The sequence below is a fragment of the Streptomyces exfoliatus genome (genome assembly GCF_000725545.1).
Classification (GTDB): domain Bacteria; phylum Actinomycetota; class Actinomycetes; order Streptomycetales; family Streptomycetaceae; genus Streptomyces; species Streptomyces exfoliatus.
Window position 1 is genome coordinate 77,118 of the sequence record NZ_JNZP01000002.1, and the last position, 16,792, is coordinate 93,909.

Annotated in this window: 17 protein-coding genes; 9 read left to right on the forward strand and 8 right to left on the reverse strand. The window is 72.4% G+C overall.

Annotated features, from left to right (window positions below):
• Positions 1 to 59 precede the first annotated feature (59 nt).
• The 4 genes from IO20_RS0103525 to IO20_RS0103540 form a co-directional block, all read right to left on the reverse strand.
• The gene (locus tag IO20_RS0103525) at positions 60 to 1,139 is read right to left on the reverse strand and encodes a threonine aldolase family protein (protein ID WP_030546239.1); all 1,080 of its coding nucleotides are present in this window, start codon (positions 1,137 to 1,139) and stop codon (positions 60 to 62) included.
• Positions 1,136 to 1,897 (reverse strand): SDR family oxidoreductase, encoded by a 762-nt coding sequence (locus IO20_RS0103530; RefSeq protein ID WP_030546238.1) that lies wholly within the window; start codon positions 1,895 to 1,897, stop codon positions 1,136 to 1,138. The genes IO20_RS0103525 and IO20_RS0103530 overlap by 4 nt, the downstream gene beginning before the upstream one ends.
• Before the next feature lie 35 nt (positions 1,898 to 1,932).
• Positions 1,933 to 3,339 (reverse strand): DUF6421 family protein, encoded by a 1,407-nt coding sequence (locus IO20_RS0103535; protein ID WP_030546237.1) that lies wholly within the window; start codon positions 3,337 to 3,339, stop codon positions 1,933 to 1,935.
• A gap of 156 nt (positions 3,340 to 3,495) precedes the next feature.
• Positions 3,496 to 4,047 carry a GNAT family N-acetyltransferase gene (locus IO20_RS0103540; RefSeq protein WP_030546236.1) on the reverse strand — a complete coding sequence of 184 codons (552 nt, stop codon included), beginning with the start codon at positions 4,045 to 4,047 and terminating at the stop codon, positions 3,496 to 3,498.
• A 172-nt stretch (positions 4,048 to 4,219) separates the two neighbouring features.
• Between IO20_RS0103540 and IO20_RS0103545 the strand changes: the two genes are divergently transcribed.
• From IO20_RS0103545 to IO20_RS0103560, 4 genes are all read left to right on the forward strand, one after another.
• Entirely contained in the window at positions 4,220 to 4,813 is a 594-nt protein-coding gene (locus IO20_RS0103545; protein WP_030546235.1) for a DUF5134 domain-containing protein, read from the forward strand.
• 155 nt (positions 4,814 to 4,968) lie between these two features.
• A complete protein-coding gene (locus IO20_RS0103550) occupies positions 4,969 to 5,904 on the forward strand; it encodes a M56 family metallopeptidase (RefSeq protein ID WP_030546234.1) in 936 nt (311 codons plus the stop codon).
• A gap of 101 nt (positions 5,905 to 6,005) precedes the next feature.
• On the forward strand, positions 6,006 to 6,698 hold the full coding sequence (locus IO20_RS0103555) for a phosphatase PAP2 family protein (RefSeq protein WP_078945831.1): 693 nt from the start codon (positions 6,006 to 6,008) through the stop codon (positions 6,696 to 6,698).
• Between the two features lie 132 nt (positions 6,699 to 6,830).
• Entirely contained in the window at positions 6,831 to 7,511 is a 681-nt protein-coding gene (locus IO20_RS0103560) for a TetR/AcrR family transcriptional regulator (protein WP_030546230.1), read from the forward strand.
• Here the strand turns inward: IO20_RS0103560 and IO20_RS0103565 are convergent.
• Positions 7,481 to 8,932, reverse strand: a complete 1,452-nt coding sequence (locus IO20_RS0103565; RefSeq protein WP_245684862.1) for an LVIVD repeat-containing protein — start codon at positions 8,930 to 8,932, stop codon at positions 7,481 to 7,483. The two genes, IO20_RS0103560 and IO20_RS0103565, sit on opposite strands and share 31 nt — an antisense overlap.
• 268 nt (positions 8,933 to 9,200) lie before the next feature.
• Here IO20_RS0103565 and IO20_RS0103570 point away from each other — a divergent pair, with 268 nt between their 5' ends.
• The gene (locus IO20_RS0103570; protein ID WP_106978511.1) at positions 9,201 to 9,848 is read left to right on the forward strand and encodes a DUF305 domain-containing protein; all 648 of its coding nucleotides are present in this window, start codon (positions 9,201 to 9,203) and stop codon (positions 9,846 to 9,848) included.
• A gap of 42 nt (positions 9,849 to 9,890) precedes the next feature.
• Here IO20_RS0103570 and IO20_RS0103575 read toward each other — a convergent pair whose 3' ends face one another.
• On the reverse strand, positions 9,891 to 10,244 hold the full coding sequence (locus IO20_RS0103575) for an ArsR/SmtB family transcription factor (RefSeq protein WP_030546217.1): 354 nt from the start codon (positions 10,242 to 10,244) through the stop codon (positions 9,891 to 9,893).
• A 124-nt stretch (positions 10,245 to 10,368) separates the two neighbouring features.
• Here IO20_RS0103575 and IO20_RS0103580 point away from each other — a divergent pair, with 124 nt between their 5' ends.
• Positions 10,369 to 11,454 carry an NADH:flavin oxidoreductase/NADH oxidase gene (locus IO20_RS0103580; RefSeq protein WP_030546215.1) on the forward strand — a complete coding sequence of 362 codons (1,086 nt, stop codon included), beginning with the start codon at positions 10,369 to 10,371 and terminating at the stop codon, positions 11,452 to 11,454.
• Between the two features lie 131 nt (positions 11,455 to 11,585).
• Positions 11,586 to 12,668 carry a WD40/YVTN/BNR-like repeat-containing protein gene (locus IO20_RS0103585; protein ID WP_051874274.1) on the forward strand — a complete coding sequence of 361 codons (1,083 nt, stop codon included), beginning with the start codon at positions 11,586 to 11,588 and terminating at the stop codon, positions 12,666 to 12,668.
• Positions 12,669 to 12,729: 61 nt separating this feature from the next.
• Here IO20_RS0103585 and IO20_RS0103590 read toward each other — a convergent pair whose 3' ends face one another.
• Entirely contained in the window at positions 12,730 to 13,407 is a 678-nt protein-coding gene (locus IO20_RS0103590; protein WP_030546211.1) for a uracil-DNA glycosylase, read from the reverse strand.
• A gap of 89 nt (positions 13,408 to 13,496) precedes the next feature.
• Here IO20_RS0103590 and IO20_RS0103595 point away from each other — a divergent pair, with 89 nt between their 5' ends.
• Together IO20_RS0103595 and IO20_RS0103600 are read left to right on the forward strand one after the other, a co-directional pair.
• Positions 13,497 to 14,528, forward strand: a complete 1,032-nt coding sequence (locus IO20_RS0103595; RefSeq protein WP_051874273.1) for an N-acetylglucosamine kinase — start codon at positions 13,497 to 13,499, stop codon at positions 14,526 to 14,528.
• Between the two features lie 171 nt (positions 14,529 to 14,699).
• The gene (locus IO20_RS0103600; protein ID WP_078945830.1) at positions 14,700 to 15,617 is read left to right on the forward strand and encodes a sirohydrochlorin chelatase; all 918 of its coding nucleotides are present in this window, start codon (positions 14,700 to 14,702) and stop codon (positions 15,615 to 15,617) included.
• 97 nt (positions 15,618 to 15,714) lie between these two features.
• Here the strand turns inward: IO20_RS0103600 and IO20_RS0103605 are convergent, their stop codons facing one another.
• Positions 15,715 to 16,791: a lactonase family protein gene (locus IO20_RS0103605; protein WP_030546205.1), complete on the reverse strand. Its 1,077-nt coding sequence runs from the start codon at positions 16,789 to 16,791 to the stop codon at positions 15,715 to 15,717.
• Between the last annotated feature and the right edge of the window lies 1 nt (position 16,792).

Here is a 16,792-nt window from a genome sequence, read left to right on the forward strand (position 1 = left end):
GAGAACGGCCGGACGGGAGTCGATGACTTCCGTCCGGCCGTTCCTTCGTGCGGCACGTGCTAGCGAGCCAGTTCTTCCTTCAGGGCCTGGAGGAAGGCGTCCACGTCGTCCTCCGTGGTGTCGAAGGCGCACATCCAGCGGACATCGCCGGCGGCCTCGTCCCAGAAGTAGAAGCGGAAGCGTTCCTGCAGTCGCCTGCTCACCTCGTGCGGCAGGCGCGCGAAGACCGCGTTGGCCTGCACCGGGTAGAGGATCTCCACCCCGTCGACCTCCCGCACGCCGGCCGCGAGGCGCTGGGCCATCGCGTTGGCGTGGCGGGCGTTGCGCAGCCACAGGTCCTTCGCGAGGAGGGCCTCCAGCTGCACCGACACGAAGCGCATCTTCGACGCGAGCTGCATGGACAGCTTGCGCAGGTGCTTCATGTGGCTGACCGCGTCGGGGTTGAGCACGACCACGGCCTCGCCGAAGAGCATGCCGTTCTTCGTGCCGCCGTACGAGATGACGTCGACGCCCACCGCGTTGGTGAACGCGCGCATCGGCACGTCGAGCGAAGCGGCGGCGTTGGCTATCCGGGCACCGTCGAGGTGGACCTTCATGCCCTTGGAGTGGGCGTGATCGACGATCGCGCGGATCTCCTCGACCGTGTAGACGGTGCCCAGCTCCGTGTTCTGGGTGATCGAGACGACCTGCGGCATCGCCCGGTGCTCGTCCTCCCATCCCCAGGCCTGCCGGTCGATCAGCTCGGGGGTGAGCTTGCCGTCCGGGGTCGGCACGGTGAGCAGCTTGAGGCCGCCCATCCGCTCCGGCGCACCGCCCTCGTCCACGTTGATGTGCGCGGACTCGGCGCAGATGACGGCGCCCCAGCGGTCGGTGAGCGCCTGGAGGGCGGTCACGTTCGCCCCGGTCCCGTTGAAGACCGGGAAGGCCTCGGCGGAGGGGCCGAAGTGGCTGTGCATGATCCGCTGGAGGTGCTCGGTGTACTGGTCCTCGCCGTAGGCGACCTGGTGGCCGTCGTTGGCGAGGGCGAGGGCCGCGAGGACCTCGGGGTGGGCGCCGGCGTAGTTGTCGCTGGCGAAGCCCCGGACCGACGGGTCGTGGTGACGACGCGCGTCGGTCCTGGGGCCGAGAGCCGCGGTCACGGCTTGGGGGTCAGCCACAGACGCTGTCCATTCACTTCCTGGGCGGGCCTGTCCCACAGACCGGCGACCTCGTCGGCAAGGTCCGTGACGTCGGTGAAGCCCGCGAACTTCGCGTTGGGGCGCTCGGCGCGCATGCCGTCGTGCACCAATGCCTTGATCACCAGGATCGCAGCCGCCGCCTGCGGGCCGTCGTCGCCCCCCAGCTTGCGGAAGGAGTCCGCCATGGCGAGGGTCCACGCCTCGGCGGCGGCCTTGCCGGCGTTGTACGCGGCGTTGTTGGCCAGCGGCTTGTGCGCGCCGACCTGGCTGATCAGGGCGTAACGGCCCCGGCCGTCGGCCCGCAGCAGCCCGTCGTGGAAGGCGAGCGAGGTGTGCTGGACGGTGCGGATCAGGAGCTTCTCCAGGAAGTCCCAGTCCTTGAGGTCGGTCTCGGTGAAGGAGGCGCTGCCGCGCCAGCCGCCGACCAGGTGGACGAGGCCGTCGATCCGGCCGAACTCCTTCTCGGTCTTCGCGGCCCAGTCGCGCGTGGCGTCCAGGTCGAGCAGGTCGACCGTGTCGCCGATGACGGTGGCGCCGCCGTGCGCGTAGCGGGCGGCGTCGACGGCCTCCGCGAGGCGGGTCGGGTCGGCGTCGGACGCGACCACGGTCGCACCGGCCTCGGCGAGGCGCAGCAGCGTCGCGCGGCCCGCGGGTCCTGCCGCGCCGGCCACCGCGATGACGGCGCCGTCGAGCGGCCCGCCGTTTCCGTTGGCGTTCATGGGCGACGCCTCCTCCGTGTCCTCGGTACGCGTGCTCACGCGGCGGCCCGCTCGGTCCCAGAGACGTCGGCGGCGGTGATGCCCTTGGTTTCGGCGATCACGCCCTTCAGCTTCTTGGCGAGGGCCTCAAAGAACATGCTGAGCGGAAACTCGTCCGGAAGCACGTCGTCGACGAGCTTGCGCGGCGGAAGCGAGAGGTCGAGGGCGTCGGGGCCCTTGGCCCACTTCGATCCCGGGTGCGGGGCGAGGTAGGTGGAGACGAGCTCGTACGCCTTGAACCAGTGGACGAGCTTGGGGCGGTCGATGCCGTCGCGGTAGAGCTTCTCGATCTCGGCGCAGAGCTGGTTGGTGACCTCGGGGGCCCGCTGCCAGTCGATCTTGAGGGTGTTGTCCGTCCAGCGCACCACTTCGTGCTTGTGGAGGTACGCGAAGAGGAGCTGGCCGCCGAGACCGTCGTAGTTGCGGTTGCGGTCACCGGAGAGCGGGAAGCGGAACATCCGGTCGAAGAGGACCGCGTACTGCACGTCGCGGCCGTGCGCGTTGCCCTCGGACTCCAGCTTCACGGCCTCCTTGAAGGCGGTGAGGTCGCAGCGGAGCTCTTCGAGTCCGTACATCCAGAAGGGCTGGCGCTGCTTGATCATGAAGGGGTCGAAGGGCAGGTCGCCGTGGCTGTGGGTGCGGTCGTGGACCATGTCCCAGAGCACGAACGCCTGCTCGCAGCGGGCCTGGTCGTCGATCATGGCGGCGATGTCCGTGGGCAGCTGGATGCCCAGGATGTCGACGGCGGCTTCCGTCACCTTGCGGAAGCGGGCGGCCTCTCGGTCGCAGAAGATGCCACCCCAGGTGAAGCGCTCGGGGGCCTCGCGGACGGCGATGGTCTCCGGGAAGAGGACGGCCGAGTTGGTGTCGTACCCGGCGGTGAAGTCCTCGAAGGTGATGCCGCAGAAGAGCGGGTTGTCGTAGCGGGTGCGCTCCAGCTCGGAGAGCCACTCCGGCCACACCATGCGCAGCACGACGGCTTCGAGGTTGCGGTCCAGGTTGCCGTTCTGCGTGTACATCGGGAAGAGCACCAGGTGCTGGAGCCCGTCCCTGCGGTCGGCGGCCGGCTGGAACGCGAGCAGCGAGTCCAGGAAGTCCGGGACCGTGAAGCCGCTCTCGCCCCACTTGCGCAGGTCCGAGACGACAGCGCGGTGGTACGCGCCGTCGTGCGGGACGAGCGGGGAGAGCTGCTCGACCGCGGCGATGACGCGGTCGAGGGTCAGCTCGGCCAGGGAGCGGGCGGGCGCGCCCTCGGCCTCGAAGTCGATGGAGCCGTCGGCGCTCTGCCAGGAGCGGATCTCCTCCACGGCATTCTTGAGCTCGGGCCAGGCGGGGTGGTCGATCACCCGGGCGTCGGTGAATATCCCCTCACCGATCACGTCCTGCACAAGAATTTCCGTCATGCCTCTTCCTCCACAGGAGAACCTCGCGTCAAGACACCGTAACCATCCACGGTTCCCCACCACAAGAGGGGCAAGAGAAATTATCCTGCGCGACCCCCCGTTCGACAGAAGTTTTTCCTGTCAGTCAGGGTCGAAGCCGCCCTTCCGCCACCCCGGTCAGCCGAGCGGCTTGACCAGGAGCTCGAACTCGAGATCGTCCCGCTGCGGTACGCCGAACCGCTCGTCGCCGTACGGGAACGGGGACATCCGGCCGGTGCGCCGGTAGCCGCGCCGCTCGTACCAGGCGATCAGCTCCTCGCGCACGGAGATCACCGTCATGTGCATCTCCCGCGCGCCCCAGAGCTCGCGCACCCGGCGCTCCGCCTCCGCGATGATCAGCTTGCCGAGGCCCGCGCCCTGCAGTTCGGGCCGGACCGCGAACATGCCGAAGTAGGCGGCCTCGCCGCGGTCCTCCAGCTGGCAGCAGGCGACGATCTCGTCGTCGCTCTCGACCACCAGGAGCCGGCTGCCGGGCGTGGTGATCACGGCGGCCACGCCGTCGGGGTCGGTGCGCTGTCCCTGGAGCAGGTGTGCCTCGGTGGTCCACCCCCGCCGGCTCGCGTCGCCCCGGTAGGCCGACTGGACGAGCGGGACGAGTGCCGGGACGTCGCCCAGGACCGCGTCGCGGTAGCTGATCCGGCCGGTCTCCTGCGACGTGGCGGTGTCCATGTGAACGGGGCTCCCCTCGGGTACTGACGGTCGCCGAACGCGACCGTCCCGAGCTTAGTCGGGCGCCGTTCACTCCCCTTCGTACGCCTCCGCGCGCCCGTGCGCCCGCGTGCGCACGACCGGCGCCGGGCATTCCTCCGGGGACGGTACGGCGTCGAGGGGGAGGTGTGCCGTGCACGGACCGGCTCTGTCCGGGTGGCTCATGGTCGCGCTGTGCGCGGCGACGGGGGTGTACTGCCTGCTGCGGATGCGCGTGTGCGCCGGGGAGCAGCGGCGGGCGGCGGGCGGCGAGGCGGTGATGGGATTCGGGATGGCGTCCATGGCGCTGCCCGCGGCCGTGCTCACGCCGCCGACCTGGGGCTGGGCGGTGTACGCGGCGGTGTTCGGCGGCGCCACGCTGCACGGCCTGTTCACGGTCCGGCGGGGCGGTCACCATCTGCACCATCTGGTCGGCTCGCTCGCCATGGTCTACATGGCGGTGGCGATGGCGTCACCCGCCACGGGGGCGCACACGGGGCACACGCCGGGCACCACGAGCGGCATACCCGTCGTCACGGGCGGGCTGCTCCTCTATTACGTGGTGTACGTGCTGCACGCGGGCGCGAGACTCGCACCGGTCGCGACGGTGAGGACGGCGAGGGCCGGTGGCCCCGGGCAGGGACAGGGGCCGGGTCCGGGGCCGGCCTGGGCGACTCGGCCCGAGCTGGCGCTCGCCTGCCGGCTGTCGATGGCGCTCGCCATGCTGGCCATGTTGGTGACCTTGTGAGAGCGGTGGGTCGGTAGGGCGGCGGACGGCTGGACGGCTGCACGGCTGCACGGCTGCACGGCTGCACGGCTGCACGGGCAACGAAACCGTGGCGTACGTCACTTGGGGCCCGAGGCCATACCCCCGACCCGTACCGCGCTCATAGGGTGACGCCCATGTGGGTCTCCCTCGCGCTGTTCCTGCTCGGCGTCCTGACCGCCCTCGCCGCGCCCCGGCTGCTGTCACGGGCCGACTGGGTCGAGCGAGAACCCGTGGTGGCCCTCTGGGTGTGGCAGTGCGTGGTCGCCGCCGTCCTGCTGAGCTTCGCGCTCTCCATGACGTTCAGCGCGTCGACCGCCTGGCAGGCCGTGCGCGGGCAGGTCTTCGCGCCCGCCCCGCGCGCGGTGGTCGACGCGTACGAGCTGGGGACGACCGGCCCCTGGTCCGCGGTCCTCGCCGTGGTCCTCGCGGCCGGCGGCGTCTGGTCCGGTGCGATGCTCGGCCGGGAGATCGGCCGGGCCCGCGCCCGGCGCAGGCAGCGCCGCTGCGATCTGCTCGTCCGCGCCCCCCTGATGCCCGGGGAGGAGCCCGGCGAGGAGCGTCTCGTGGTCCTGGAGGGCGAGCGGGCGGACGCCTGGTGGCTCGCGGGGACCACGTCCCGGCTGGTCATCACCACCGCGGCGCTGCGGCGGTTGAAGGGGCGTCAGCTGGACGCGGTCCTGGCGCACGAGCAGGGTCACGCCCGCGCCCGGCACGACTGGCTGCTGCACTCCTCGGCGGCGTTGGCCGCCGGGTTCCCCGGGATCCCGGTCTTCGCGGCCTTCCGCGAGGAGATGCACCGGCTCGTGGAGCTGGCCGCCGACGACGTGGCCTCGCGCCGGTTCGGGCGGCTGACGATCGCGCTCGCCCTGGTCGGACTGAACGAGGACCGGGGCGTGTTCGGGCCCGGCCCCGCCCCGTACGCGGATCTCCCCCAGCGGGTGAACCGGCTGCTCACCGCGGCGCCCCGGCTCACCGCGGGGCGCCGACTGCGGCTCACCGCGGCCGCGGCCCTGGTACCGGTGGTCCCGGTGCTCGTGGCCTTCGTCCCTGCGCTCAGCGCGCTGGGATAGCAACGGATGGCGGTGCGCGCCTCGGCGGATTCGGGTGCGGCGGCGCGCGGAGGGCGCGCGCGGAGGATCACTCGGGGCAGGTCATCAGGCAGGATCGATGTATGCGCTCCTCCGCGGTGATCTCCGGCGCCCTGGCCCTTCCGCTACTCGTGCTCGTGGCCGTGGGGTGGGCGCCTTTGCTCTCCTTCGACCTGTCGGTCGCCGAGTCCCTGCACCGTGAGGCCGTCGCCCGCCCCTGGCTCACCCGACTCCACCGGATCCTCAGCGACTGGGTGTGGGACCCGTGGACGATGCGCGCCCTGGCCGCGGCGACCGCGGTGCTGCTGTGGTGGCGGCGGGAACGGCGCACGGCCCTGTGGCTGGCCGGGACCATGCTGTTCGCCGCGGCGCTCCAGCAGGGGGTGAAGGCGCTGCTGGACCGGGAGCGGCCGCGGTGGCCCGACCCGGTCGACTCGGCACAGTACGCCGCCTTCCCCTCGGGGCACGCGATGACGGCCATGGTGGCCTGCGGGCTGCTGCTCTGGGTGCTCGCGCTGCGCTGGCGCCCCGGGTGGCGCGGCTGGGGCGCGCTCGCGGGCGTCGCGCTCGTCTCGGTCCTCGGCGCCGGCTGGACCCGGCTCTACCTGGGTGTGCACTGGCCGACGGACGTGCTCGGGGGCTGGCTGCTGGGCTGGTGCTGTGTGGCCGTGGCGGTCCTGACGTACCGCTGGAGCGAACGGCGTGGGGCCCGGACGGCAGGCCTTCGGGACGGCGGGCTCGGCGGGCTCGGCGGGAGCAGAATGGAAAGGACATGATGAAGCCGTCTGCTCTGGACGATCCCCCGTGTCGCCCAGAACAGACGGCATCCCCGGCGGTCTGCCACGCGGGCATGCCGACCGGATGCGCCGAGTATATTGGCCGGCAGCCAGTCAACGCAGGAGTCCAGCATGTCCCCGCGTAGCCCATCGGTCAATGAAGAGCTGCGGCGCCGTTCGCGGGAGCGGATTCTGCGGGCCACGGTGGAGCTGGTGGACACGCGCGGGTACGAGGCGACCACGCTGGGCGACATCGCGGAGCGGGCCGGTACGGCGCGCGGGCTGATCTCGTACTACTTCCCCGGCAAGCGGCAGCTCCTCCAGGCGGCGGTGCACCGTCTGATGCACCTCACCCTGGAGGAGGCGCTGGAGCGCGAACCGCGCACGGAGGACGGCCGCGAGCGGCTGGCCCGCGCGATCGACGCGATCCTGGGGCTCGCGATGGAGCGCCCCACGCTGATGCGGACCCATATGGCGGGAATCCTGCAGGCCGAGGGGTTCGTGCAGTGCGAGGAGCAGCAGCGCCTCGCGTCCCTGCTGCGGGACACGGTCACCCGGTACGGCTCCGAGGACGTGGACACCGACTATCCGCTGCTGCGCGCCCTCCTGATGGGCGCGGTGGTGGCGGTGCTGCTGCCGGGCGCCAGGATGCCGCTCGCGCGGCTGCGCGCGGAGCTGTTCCACCGGTACGGCCTGGACTGGGAGGCGGGCGTGCCGCCGGACGGGGGTCCGCCCGGCGGCACGCCGGCGATCAGGCCGTCAGCCGGTCGTCAGGACCCGGGTCAGTCGTCGGTCGAGTCGAAGTCGAAGTAGTTCGGCTGCGTCTGGACGTTGAGCTCGTCCATGCGGACCCGCTTCGCGGGGTCCGTACGGGGGTCGGAGAGCTTCAGCACGTCGAAGCCCTTGGCGATGTCGTTCGAGTAGATGTAGCCGTTGTAGTAGTACGCGGACCACGAGCCACCGGTCGTGATGGTGGTGGCGGACACCGGGCCGCGCTCGAAGTAGGCGATCTCCTTGGGCTTCGCCGAGTCGGTGAAGTCCCAGACGGAGACACCGCCCTGGTACCAGGCCTGGACCATGAGGTCCTTGCCCTTGACCGGGATCAGCGAGCCGTTGTGGGCGACGCAGTTCTCGGTGGAGGCCTGGTGGCGCGGGATCTTGAAGTAGCTGCGGAAGACGAGATCGCGCTTCTTGCCCTTGCCCACGATGTCGTAGATGCCGTTGGCGCCGCGGTTCGGGCCGACTTCGGCGTTGCAGGTGGCCCCGCCGCCGCCGCCGAGCTCGTCGGTGAAGACGACCTTGTTCGTCCGCTGGTTGAAGGTGGCGGAGTGCCAGAACGCGAAGTTGACGTTGTCCTGGACCTGGTCGATCACCCGGGGGTGCTCGGGGTCCTCGATGTCGAAGAGGATGCCGTCACCCATGCAGGCACCGGCCGCGAGGTTCTTCTCCGGCAGCACCGTGATGTCGTGGCAGCCGGTGGTCTTCGAGACGCCCGGGTTGGTGGGTCCGCCCGGGTTGCCGCCGCCGTCCGGGCCCTCGCCCGGGAAGAGGACGGGGAAGCTGACGATCGCGGACTGCTCGGGCGCCTTGCGGGGCACCTTGATGACCGAGATGCCGTCGTGCGGGGGCTGGCAGTCGGGGAACGCCGCGTTGGGCGAGTACGAGGAGACGTACACGTAGACGTTCTTGCCCTTGGGCACCAGCGTGTGGGTGTGCGAACCGCAGGCGGTCTCGACGGCGGCCACGTACTTCGGGTTGGCGATGTCGCTGATGTCGAAGATCTTCATGCCCTCCCAGGAGTCCTTGACCGAGGCGGGCTGGGAGGTGCTGGCGCAGGAGTTGTCGCTCCGCGAGGAGTCCGTCGAGAGGAACACGAGGTTCCCGGAGACGGAGATGTCGTTCTGGGATCCGGGGCAGAGGACCTGGGCGACGGTCTTCGGGGCCTTCGGGTCGCTGATGTCGAAGATGCGGAAGCCGTCGTAGTTGCCGGCGAACGCGTACTTGCCCTGGAACGCGAGGTCCGAGTTGGTGCCCTTGAGGGCGTCCTTCGGGATGTTCACGAGGTGCTCGATGTTCGGGCTGTGGACGATCTCGTCCACGCCGGGTATCTCGCCGCTCTGGATGGCGGAGCGCGCGTCGGCCGCCTGCTCCGAGGAGACCTTGCCCTGGACGGGGTTGTCTCCGGGGTCGGGTGTGGCGGACGCGGGGCCGGCCACGAACAACGTGGCGAGCATTCCGGCCGCGGCTGATGCCACGCCCAGGCGTCTGAGCCGTGCACGCGGGTCTCGCGTGATGGTCGTGGTACGCGGGGTACGCAACGAGGTCACTCCGTCCTCCCTTGTATCCGTTCAGCTTTGAACGGGTGTTGGACAGCGGCAGTATCTTCCTTGCCGTGCACATCTCAACAGATGGCAACGCAGATGTAATGAAGGTTTTTGCTCGGACGCCCCGCGAAAAGTGCTAGGAACGGACACACTCACCGCAAGAACCCTGGAGGTCGCGTTGTTGATCCGCCGTCAGTGTGCCGTCGTCGCCGTGGCCCTGTCCGCCGTCGCCGTACTGGCCCTGAGCGCCTGCGAGTCGGGGCCGGAGACCGCCCCCGAGGCGGGAGCGTCGACCGGGACCACGGTGGTGGCGCCGGGGAAACCGGGCGAACCGGCCCGGCGGATATCTCCGGAGGAGGCCGCCCGGCTCCTGCCCGACGACAGCCCGAACAGCGCCGACTTCCGCTACACGCAGATGATGATCGAGCACCACAGACAGGCTCTGACCATGACGGCGCTGGCCCCGCAGCGGGCGGGATCCTCACAGGTCAAGAAGGTGGCCGAGCGGATCGCGGCGGCCCAGCAGCCGGAGATCAGCGCGATGGAGGGCTGGCTGAAGAACAACGGCGGCCCGCGCGAACAGCCCGGTCACGACCATCACTCGATGCCGGGCATGGCGACCGCGGCGCAGCTCAAGGAGCTGGGGAGCGCGAAGGGCGAGGCCTTCGACGAGCTGTTCCTGAAGCTGATGATCACGCACCACGAGGGGGCGGTGACGATGGCGGCCGAGGTGCTGAGCGAGGGCAACAACGTCCTCGTGGAGGAGATGGCGAACGACGTGATCGCCCAGCAGACCTCGGAGATCAACAGGATGCGGTCGCTGTAGGACCCGCCGCCGCAGAGCCCCTTCGGGCCCTAGGGCGTGTTTTCAGGCCGCCCCCTCCGTGCGGGCGGCCTGGGCGTCCGCGGCCGCCAGGACGGCGTCGAGGAGGCCGGGGAAGAGGGCGTCGAGGTCCTCGCCGCGCAGGGCGTTGAGCTTGGCCGTCCCGCGGTACATCTGCTGGATGACGCCGCTCTCGCGCAGCACCCTGAAGTGGTGCGTCGTCGTGGACTTGGTCACCGGGAGGTCGAAGTACGAGCAGCTCAGTTCGGTGGCCTCGCGCGCCATGTCCCGCACGATGCGCAGGCGTACCGGGTCCGAGAGCGCGTGCAGCACCGCTTCGAGACGGATCCGGTCGCGCGGGGGGTGTTCGAGGGCGCGGGGGCTGGTGGCGGTCGTCATGGCGGCGGCTCCACTTCATCCGGGATGCGGCCCATTGTACGAGAACCCTCGTAGTTTGACAGACGCCGTACTACGACGGGTATCGTACAAGGGTCCTTCGAGGCATCCCGAAACGGAGTCCGTCATGAGCGTCGCCCTGTTCGAGCCCTACACCCTGCGGTCCCTGACCGTGCCCAACCGGGTCTGGATGGCGCCGATGTGCCAGTACTCGGCGGACATGACCGGACCGAACGCGGGCGTGGCGACGGACTGGCACTTCGCCCACTACGCCTCCCGGGCCACCGGCGGCACCGGACTCATCCTGGTCGAGGCGACCGCCGTCGCCCCCGAGGGACGGATCAGCCCCGCGGACCTCGGCCTCTGGAACGACACCCAGACCGAAGGTCTGCGCCGGATCACCGCCTTCCTCAAGGAGCACGGCACGGTGCCCGGCATCCAGATCGGCCACGCGGGCCGCAAGGCCTCGACGAATCGCCCGTGGGAGGGCCGCGGGCCCGTCCCCGACGGCGGCCCCGGCTGGCAGCCCGTCGGACCGAGCCCCGTCGCGTTCGCCGAGGGCCATCCGGTGCCGACCGAGCTGACCGTGGAGGCGATCCGGGAGATCACCGGACAGTTCGCGGACGCCGCCCGGCGCGCCCTCGACGCCGGCTTCGAGGTCGTCGAGGTGCACGGCGCCCACGGCTACCTCATCGGCGAGTTCCTCTCCCCGCACAGCAACCACCGCACCGACGCGTACGGCGGTTCCTTCGAGAACCGGACCCGCCTCGCCCTCGAGGTCGTCGACGCCGTCCGGGCCGTGTGGCCCGAGGAACTCCCCGTCTTCTTCCGCATCTCGGCCACCGACTGGCTGGAGGAGCAGGGCTGGACGGTCGACGAGACCGTACGGTTCGCGGCCCTGCTCCGCGACCACGGCGTCGACCTCCTCGACGTCTCCAGCGGCGGCAACGGCGGACCGGCCGAGATCCCGGTGGGCCCCGGCTACCAGGTGCCGTTCGCCGCCCGCGTCAAGGCGGAGACCGGACTGCCCGTGGCCGCCGTCGGCCTGATCACCGAGAGCGACCAGGCGGAGAAGATCCTCGCCAACGGCGAGGCCGACGCGGTCCTCCTCGGCCGCGAGCTGCTGCGCGACGCCTCCTGGGCCCGTCGCGCCGCCCGCGACCTCGGCGCGGAGGCTCCCGCGACTCCGGCGCCGTACGCCTGGGCGATCTAGGGCCGGTCGTTCGGATCGGGCATGATCCGAGCGACCGGCCACGCGGGCGCGGGAGTGTCCGGGAGCCGTTGTCAGTGGCCGGGTGCAGACTGGCCCGTATCCGCGACAACGGCGTCCTGGAGGTCGCAGTCATGCCCGACGTACTCCTCACCGTAGGCACCCGCAAGGGACTCTTCATCGGCCGAAGGCGCGACGACCGGTGGGAGTTCGACGATCCGGCCTTCCCCTCGCAGGCGGTCTACTCGGTCGCCATCGACACCAGGGGACCGGCCCCGCGCCTGCTCGTGGGCGGGGACAGCGCCCACTGGGGGCCGTCGGTCTTCCACTCCGACGACCTCGGCAGGACCTGGACCGAACCGGCGCGCCCGGCGGTCAGGTTCCCCGAGGACACCGGGGCCTCCCTCGAACGCGTCTGGCAGCTGCACCCGGCACCGCACCACTCTCCCGGCGTCGTGTACGCGGGGACGGAGCCGGCGGCGCTCTTCAGGTCGACGGACGGAGGGGAGTCCTTCGAGCTCGTCCGCCCGCTGTGGGAGCACCCGACCCGCTCCCGGTGGGTGCCGGGCGGGGGCGGCGAGGCCGTGCACACGGTCCTGACCGACCGGCGCGACCCGGAGGCCGTGACGGTCGCGGTGTCCACCGCGGGGGTGTTCCGCTCCCGGGACGGCGGGGCCGCGTGGGAGCCCTCCAACCAGGGCGTGTCGGCGGTGTTCCTGCCGGACCCGAACCCGGAGTTCGGGCAGTGCGTGCACAAGATCGCCCAGGACGCGGGCAACCTGGACCGGCTCTACCTCCAGAACCACTGGGGCGTGTTCCGCAGCGACGACGCCGGGGCCAGCTGGTCCGACATCGGCGCCGGGCTGCCCTCCGACTTCGGGTTCGCGGTCGCCGCACACCCGCACCGGCCGGACACGGCGTACGTCTTCCCCATCACCGCGGACTCCGACCGGGTCCCGGCCGGCCGCCGCTGCCGGGTCTACCGCACGACCGACGCCGGAGCCAGCTGGGAGCCGCTGGTACGGGGGCTGCCCGAGGGCGACCACTACGGCACGGTGCTGCGGGACGCGCTGTGCACGGACGACGCGGACCCGGCGGGCGTCTACTTCGGCAACCGCAACGGCGAGCTGTACGCCAGCGCGGACGACGGCGACAGCTGGCGACTCCTGGCCGAGCACCTGCCGGACGTGCTGTGCGTCCGGGCGGCCGTGATCTGAGCCGGGGGCCACGGGTGCCCTGGAGCACCGTGGCCCCGGGTTCACGGCCGGGGTCCCGGGGTCAGGGCAGGCGCCAGTCCACCGGCTGGGCGCCCTGCTTCAGGAGCAGTTCGTTCGCGCGGCTGAAGGGCCTGGAGCCGAAGAAGCCGCGGTCCGCCGACATCGGGGAGGGGTGCGCGGACTCGATCGCCGGCAGGTCGCCGAGGAGCGGGCGGGCGTTGCGCGCGTCGCGGCCCCACAGGATCGACACCAGCGGCTTGCCCCGGGCGGCGAGGGCGCGGATGGCCTGCTCGGTCACCTCTTCCCAGCCCTTGCCGCGATGGGCCGCCGGCTTGCGGGGAGCCGTGGTCAGCGCCCTGTTGAGGAGCAGGACGCCCTGGCGGGTCCAGGGGGTCAGGTCGCCGTTCGAGGGCCGCGGCATGCCGAGGTCGGTGTGCAGCTCCCGGAAGATGTTCTCCAGGCTTCCCGGCAGCGAGCGGACCTCGGGCGCGACCGCGAAGCTCAGTCCGATCGCCATCCCCGGCGTCGGGTAGGGATCCTGACCGACGATCAGCACCCGCACCTCGTCGAAGGGTTGCTGGAAGGCCCGCAGGACGTTCTGCCCCGACGGCAGATACGTCCGGCCCGCGGCGATCTCCGCACGCAGGAAGTCGCCCATCTCGGCCACCCGCCCCGCGACGGGGCCCAGGGCCTCCGCCCAGCCGGGCTCCACCAGTTCCTTCAACGGTCGCGCTGTCACGGTCCGTCACTCTACCGGCCTACAGTGACAATCCGGTCCGGGCGTCTCCCCCGCCCCACTCGATGCGAGGACGGTGCACCGTGGTGTCCATGAACGAGCCCTTCGCCTCCGCAGGCCCTGCCGGCCCCGTCGGCCTCTCCGGCCCCTCCGACGGTCTGGTCGTCGGGGTCGACTCCGGGGGGTCGGGGATCCGGGTCGCCCTGGCCGAGGCGGTCGGCGGTGCCGTGCTCGGTACCCGCGCCTCGCGGGAGCCGGTACGGACCGGTCCGGGCGGGATCTCCGCCCGGCACCTCCTCGAACAGGTCCTGCCCGCCGTCCGGGCCCTGGCGGAGCCCCACTGCGGGCGGTCGGTGGTCGCCGTGGCCGTGGGCGCCGCCGGGATGGCGACCCTCGGGGACGAGCTGCGCGCCGAACTGCCGGGGGCGTTCGCCGGGGCCTGGGGGGTCGGGCGGCTCGCGCTCGCCGCCGACGCGGTCACCGCGTACGCCGGGGCGCTCGGGCAGCGCCCCGGCGCGGTCGTGGCCGGCGGCACGGGCATGATCGCCCTCGGGACGGATCTGACGTCCTGGCGGCGGGCCGACGGCTGGGGCCACCTCCTCGGCGACTGCGGCAGCGGCGCCTGGATCGGCCGGGCCGGGCTGGAGGCGGCGATGCGGGCGTACGACGGGCGGCGCGGCGGCTCGGCTGCGCTCCTGGTCCGCGCGGAGAAGGTGTTCGGTCCGGTGGCCGGGCTGCCGGGCACGCTGTACCCCCGCACGGACCGGCCGGCGGTGCTCGCCTCCTTCGCCCCCGAGGTGGGGCGGTGCGCTGCCGAGGACCCGGTGGCGGCGGACATCCTGGCGCGGGCGGCCGGGCACATCGCCGACGCCGCGGAGGCGGTGTGCCCCGTCGCGCCCGGAGCCGTGGTGGCGCTGACCGGGGGGCTGTTCAGGATGGGCGACGCCCTGCTCGTACCGCTGCGCGCGGCGCTCGGGGAGCGGCTCCCGCACGCCCGGGCGGTGGATCCGGCAGGGGATCCGCTGGCCGGGGCCGTCGCGCTCGCGGCGGGACTGGCCTCGGACACCCTGCGGCTGCCGGAGGACCCCTCGCTGCTCCGTCTGTTCGGCGACACGGCCTCGTAGGCGAGGGCGCGGACACGGCCGAAGGTGACGGGCATCCGCCCAGGTGGGAGCCGGTGTCTCGGTCCCTGAGGGGGCTTGGGGCCGCGTCCAGGGGGGACATACGGGGGCAGAAGGCGCGTGACCGTACCTCACCCGACGGCACACCGGGCGAAACCAGTAGCATGCGGCGCCATGAGCTCCCCCACTGGGCCTGCTTCCGGCCTGCCTGTACGAATGCCTCGACCCCGTCAGTCCGGGCGGCACCGTCGCCCCGAACCCGCGGCGGCGCCCGAGGGCGCTCCCGCACTGGTTCTCGCTGTGCCCGGCGCGCCCTCCGCCGCCATACGCTCGCTGGCCGAGGAGGTCGTGAGCATCGCGCGTTCCGAGCTGCCCGGCCTCGAAGCCCTGATCGGCTTCCTGGAGGGCGACGACATCGAGTTCCCCTCGCTCGCGACGATGCTCGCGGCCGCCGCCTCGCTGCGCACCGAGCGGTACGAGCTGGCCGTGGCCGCCGGCCGTGAGGTCACCGCCCCGACGGGCCCGGCCGCGGTCGTCGTGCCGCTGCTCGCCGGTCCGGACAGCGCCCAGATGCGCCAGGTGCGCCAGGCCGTCATGGACGCCGGCAACACCGCCGAGCTGACGGATGTCCTCGGCCCGCACCCGCTGCTCGCCGAGGCGCTGCACGTGCGTCTGTCGGAGGCGGGCCTGGCCCGCGCCGACCGCGCCCGGCTGTTCACGGTGGCGACGGCCGCCGACGGCATCATCCTGGCCACGGTCGGCGGCGAGGAGGCCGTGCAGGCCGCGGGGATCACCGGCATGCTGCTCGCCGCGCGCCTCGCCGTGCCGGTGATGGCCGCCGCCCTCGACCAGGAGGGTTCCATCGCCTCCATCTCGGATCAGCTGCGCGCCGCGGGCTCGGAGCAGCTGGCCCTCGCCCCGTACCTGATCGGCCCCGAGCTGCCGGAGGGTCTGCTCGACGAGGCCTCGAAGGAGGCCGGGTGCGCCGCGGCCGAGCCGCTGGGCGCCTACCCGGCGATCGGCAAGCTGGTGCTCTCGCAGTACACGGCGACCCTCGGCATTCCCCAGCAGCAGGGCTCGTCCTCGCTCTGAGGCCCGCGCCCGCACCCCTGCCCGTACGTCGAAGGGCCCGCACCGGATGTCCGGTGCGGGCCCTTCGACGTACGAAGAGGATCCGGGTCCCGCCGGTTCAGCCGAAGACGACGCAGGAGGCCGCCGGGGCCTCGATCGAGCCCGCGCGCTCGGGGATCCCGGATTCGGGGTCGAGGGTGAACCAGGTGACGTCGCCGGAGCGCTCGTTGGCGGCGTACAGGTGCCGACCGGACGGGGCGAGGGTCAGGTCGCGAGGCCAGTTGCCGCCGCAGGGCACGGTGGCGGCGAGGGAGGCTCCGCTGCCGTCCGGGTCGAGGGCGAGCACGGCGATGGTGTCGGCGCCTCGGACGGCGGCCCAGAGGAACCGTCCGTCGGGGGCGACGACGACCTCGGAGGGATAGGCGGTACCGGGGGCGCCCTCGGGGACGAGGTCGGGGACGACGGGGGTCTCGCCGAGCGGTTCGAGCACGCCGGCGACCGCGTCCCAGCGACAGACCGTGAGGGTGGGCTCCAGCTCGTTCAGGACGTACGCGTGCGTGCCGGCCGGGTGGAAGGCGAGGTGGCGCGGGCCGGTGCCGGGACGCAGCGCGGTCTCGCCGTGCAGGGTGAGCGCCCCGGTGACCGGGTCGAGGGCGCAGATCCGTACGGAGTCGGTGCCGAGGTCCACGCTGACGACCCACCGGCCGCCGGGGTCGGGGAGCACCTGGTGGGCGTGCGGGCCGGCCTGGCGCGCGGTGACCGGTCCGGCGCCCTCGTGCCGCAGGACGGTCGTGGCGGGGCGGGCGGTGCCGTCCTCGGACAGCGGCAGGGCGGTGACGCTGCCGGAGGTGTAGTTGGCGGTGAGGAGGTGGCCGGCGGCGACGGCGAGGTGGGTGGGGGCCGCGCCGTCGACGGGGACGGGCGCGCCGAGCGGCCGGGGGGCGGGTCCTGTGACGTCGAAGGCGGCGACGGCTCCCGCGTCAATCTCGGACACGGCGTGCAGCACCGGGCCCGCGAGGGCGAGGAACGAGGGGTCGGCGACGGCGTCGCTGCCGCCCGTGACGGTCAGCGCGCCGGTCTCCTCGTCCACGTCGGCGGCCAGGACGCCCCGCCCGCCGGCCGAGGTGAAGGAGCCGATGTACGCCCGTACCGCGCTCCGCCCCCGAGCCGTGTCTACCGTCCCTGTGCCGCTCACG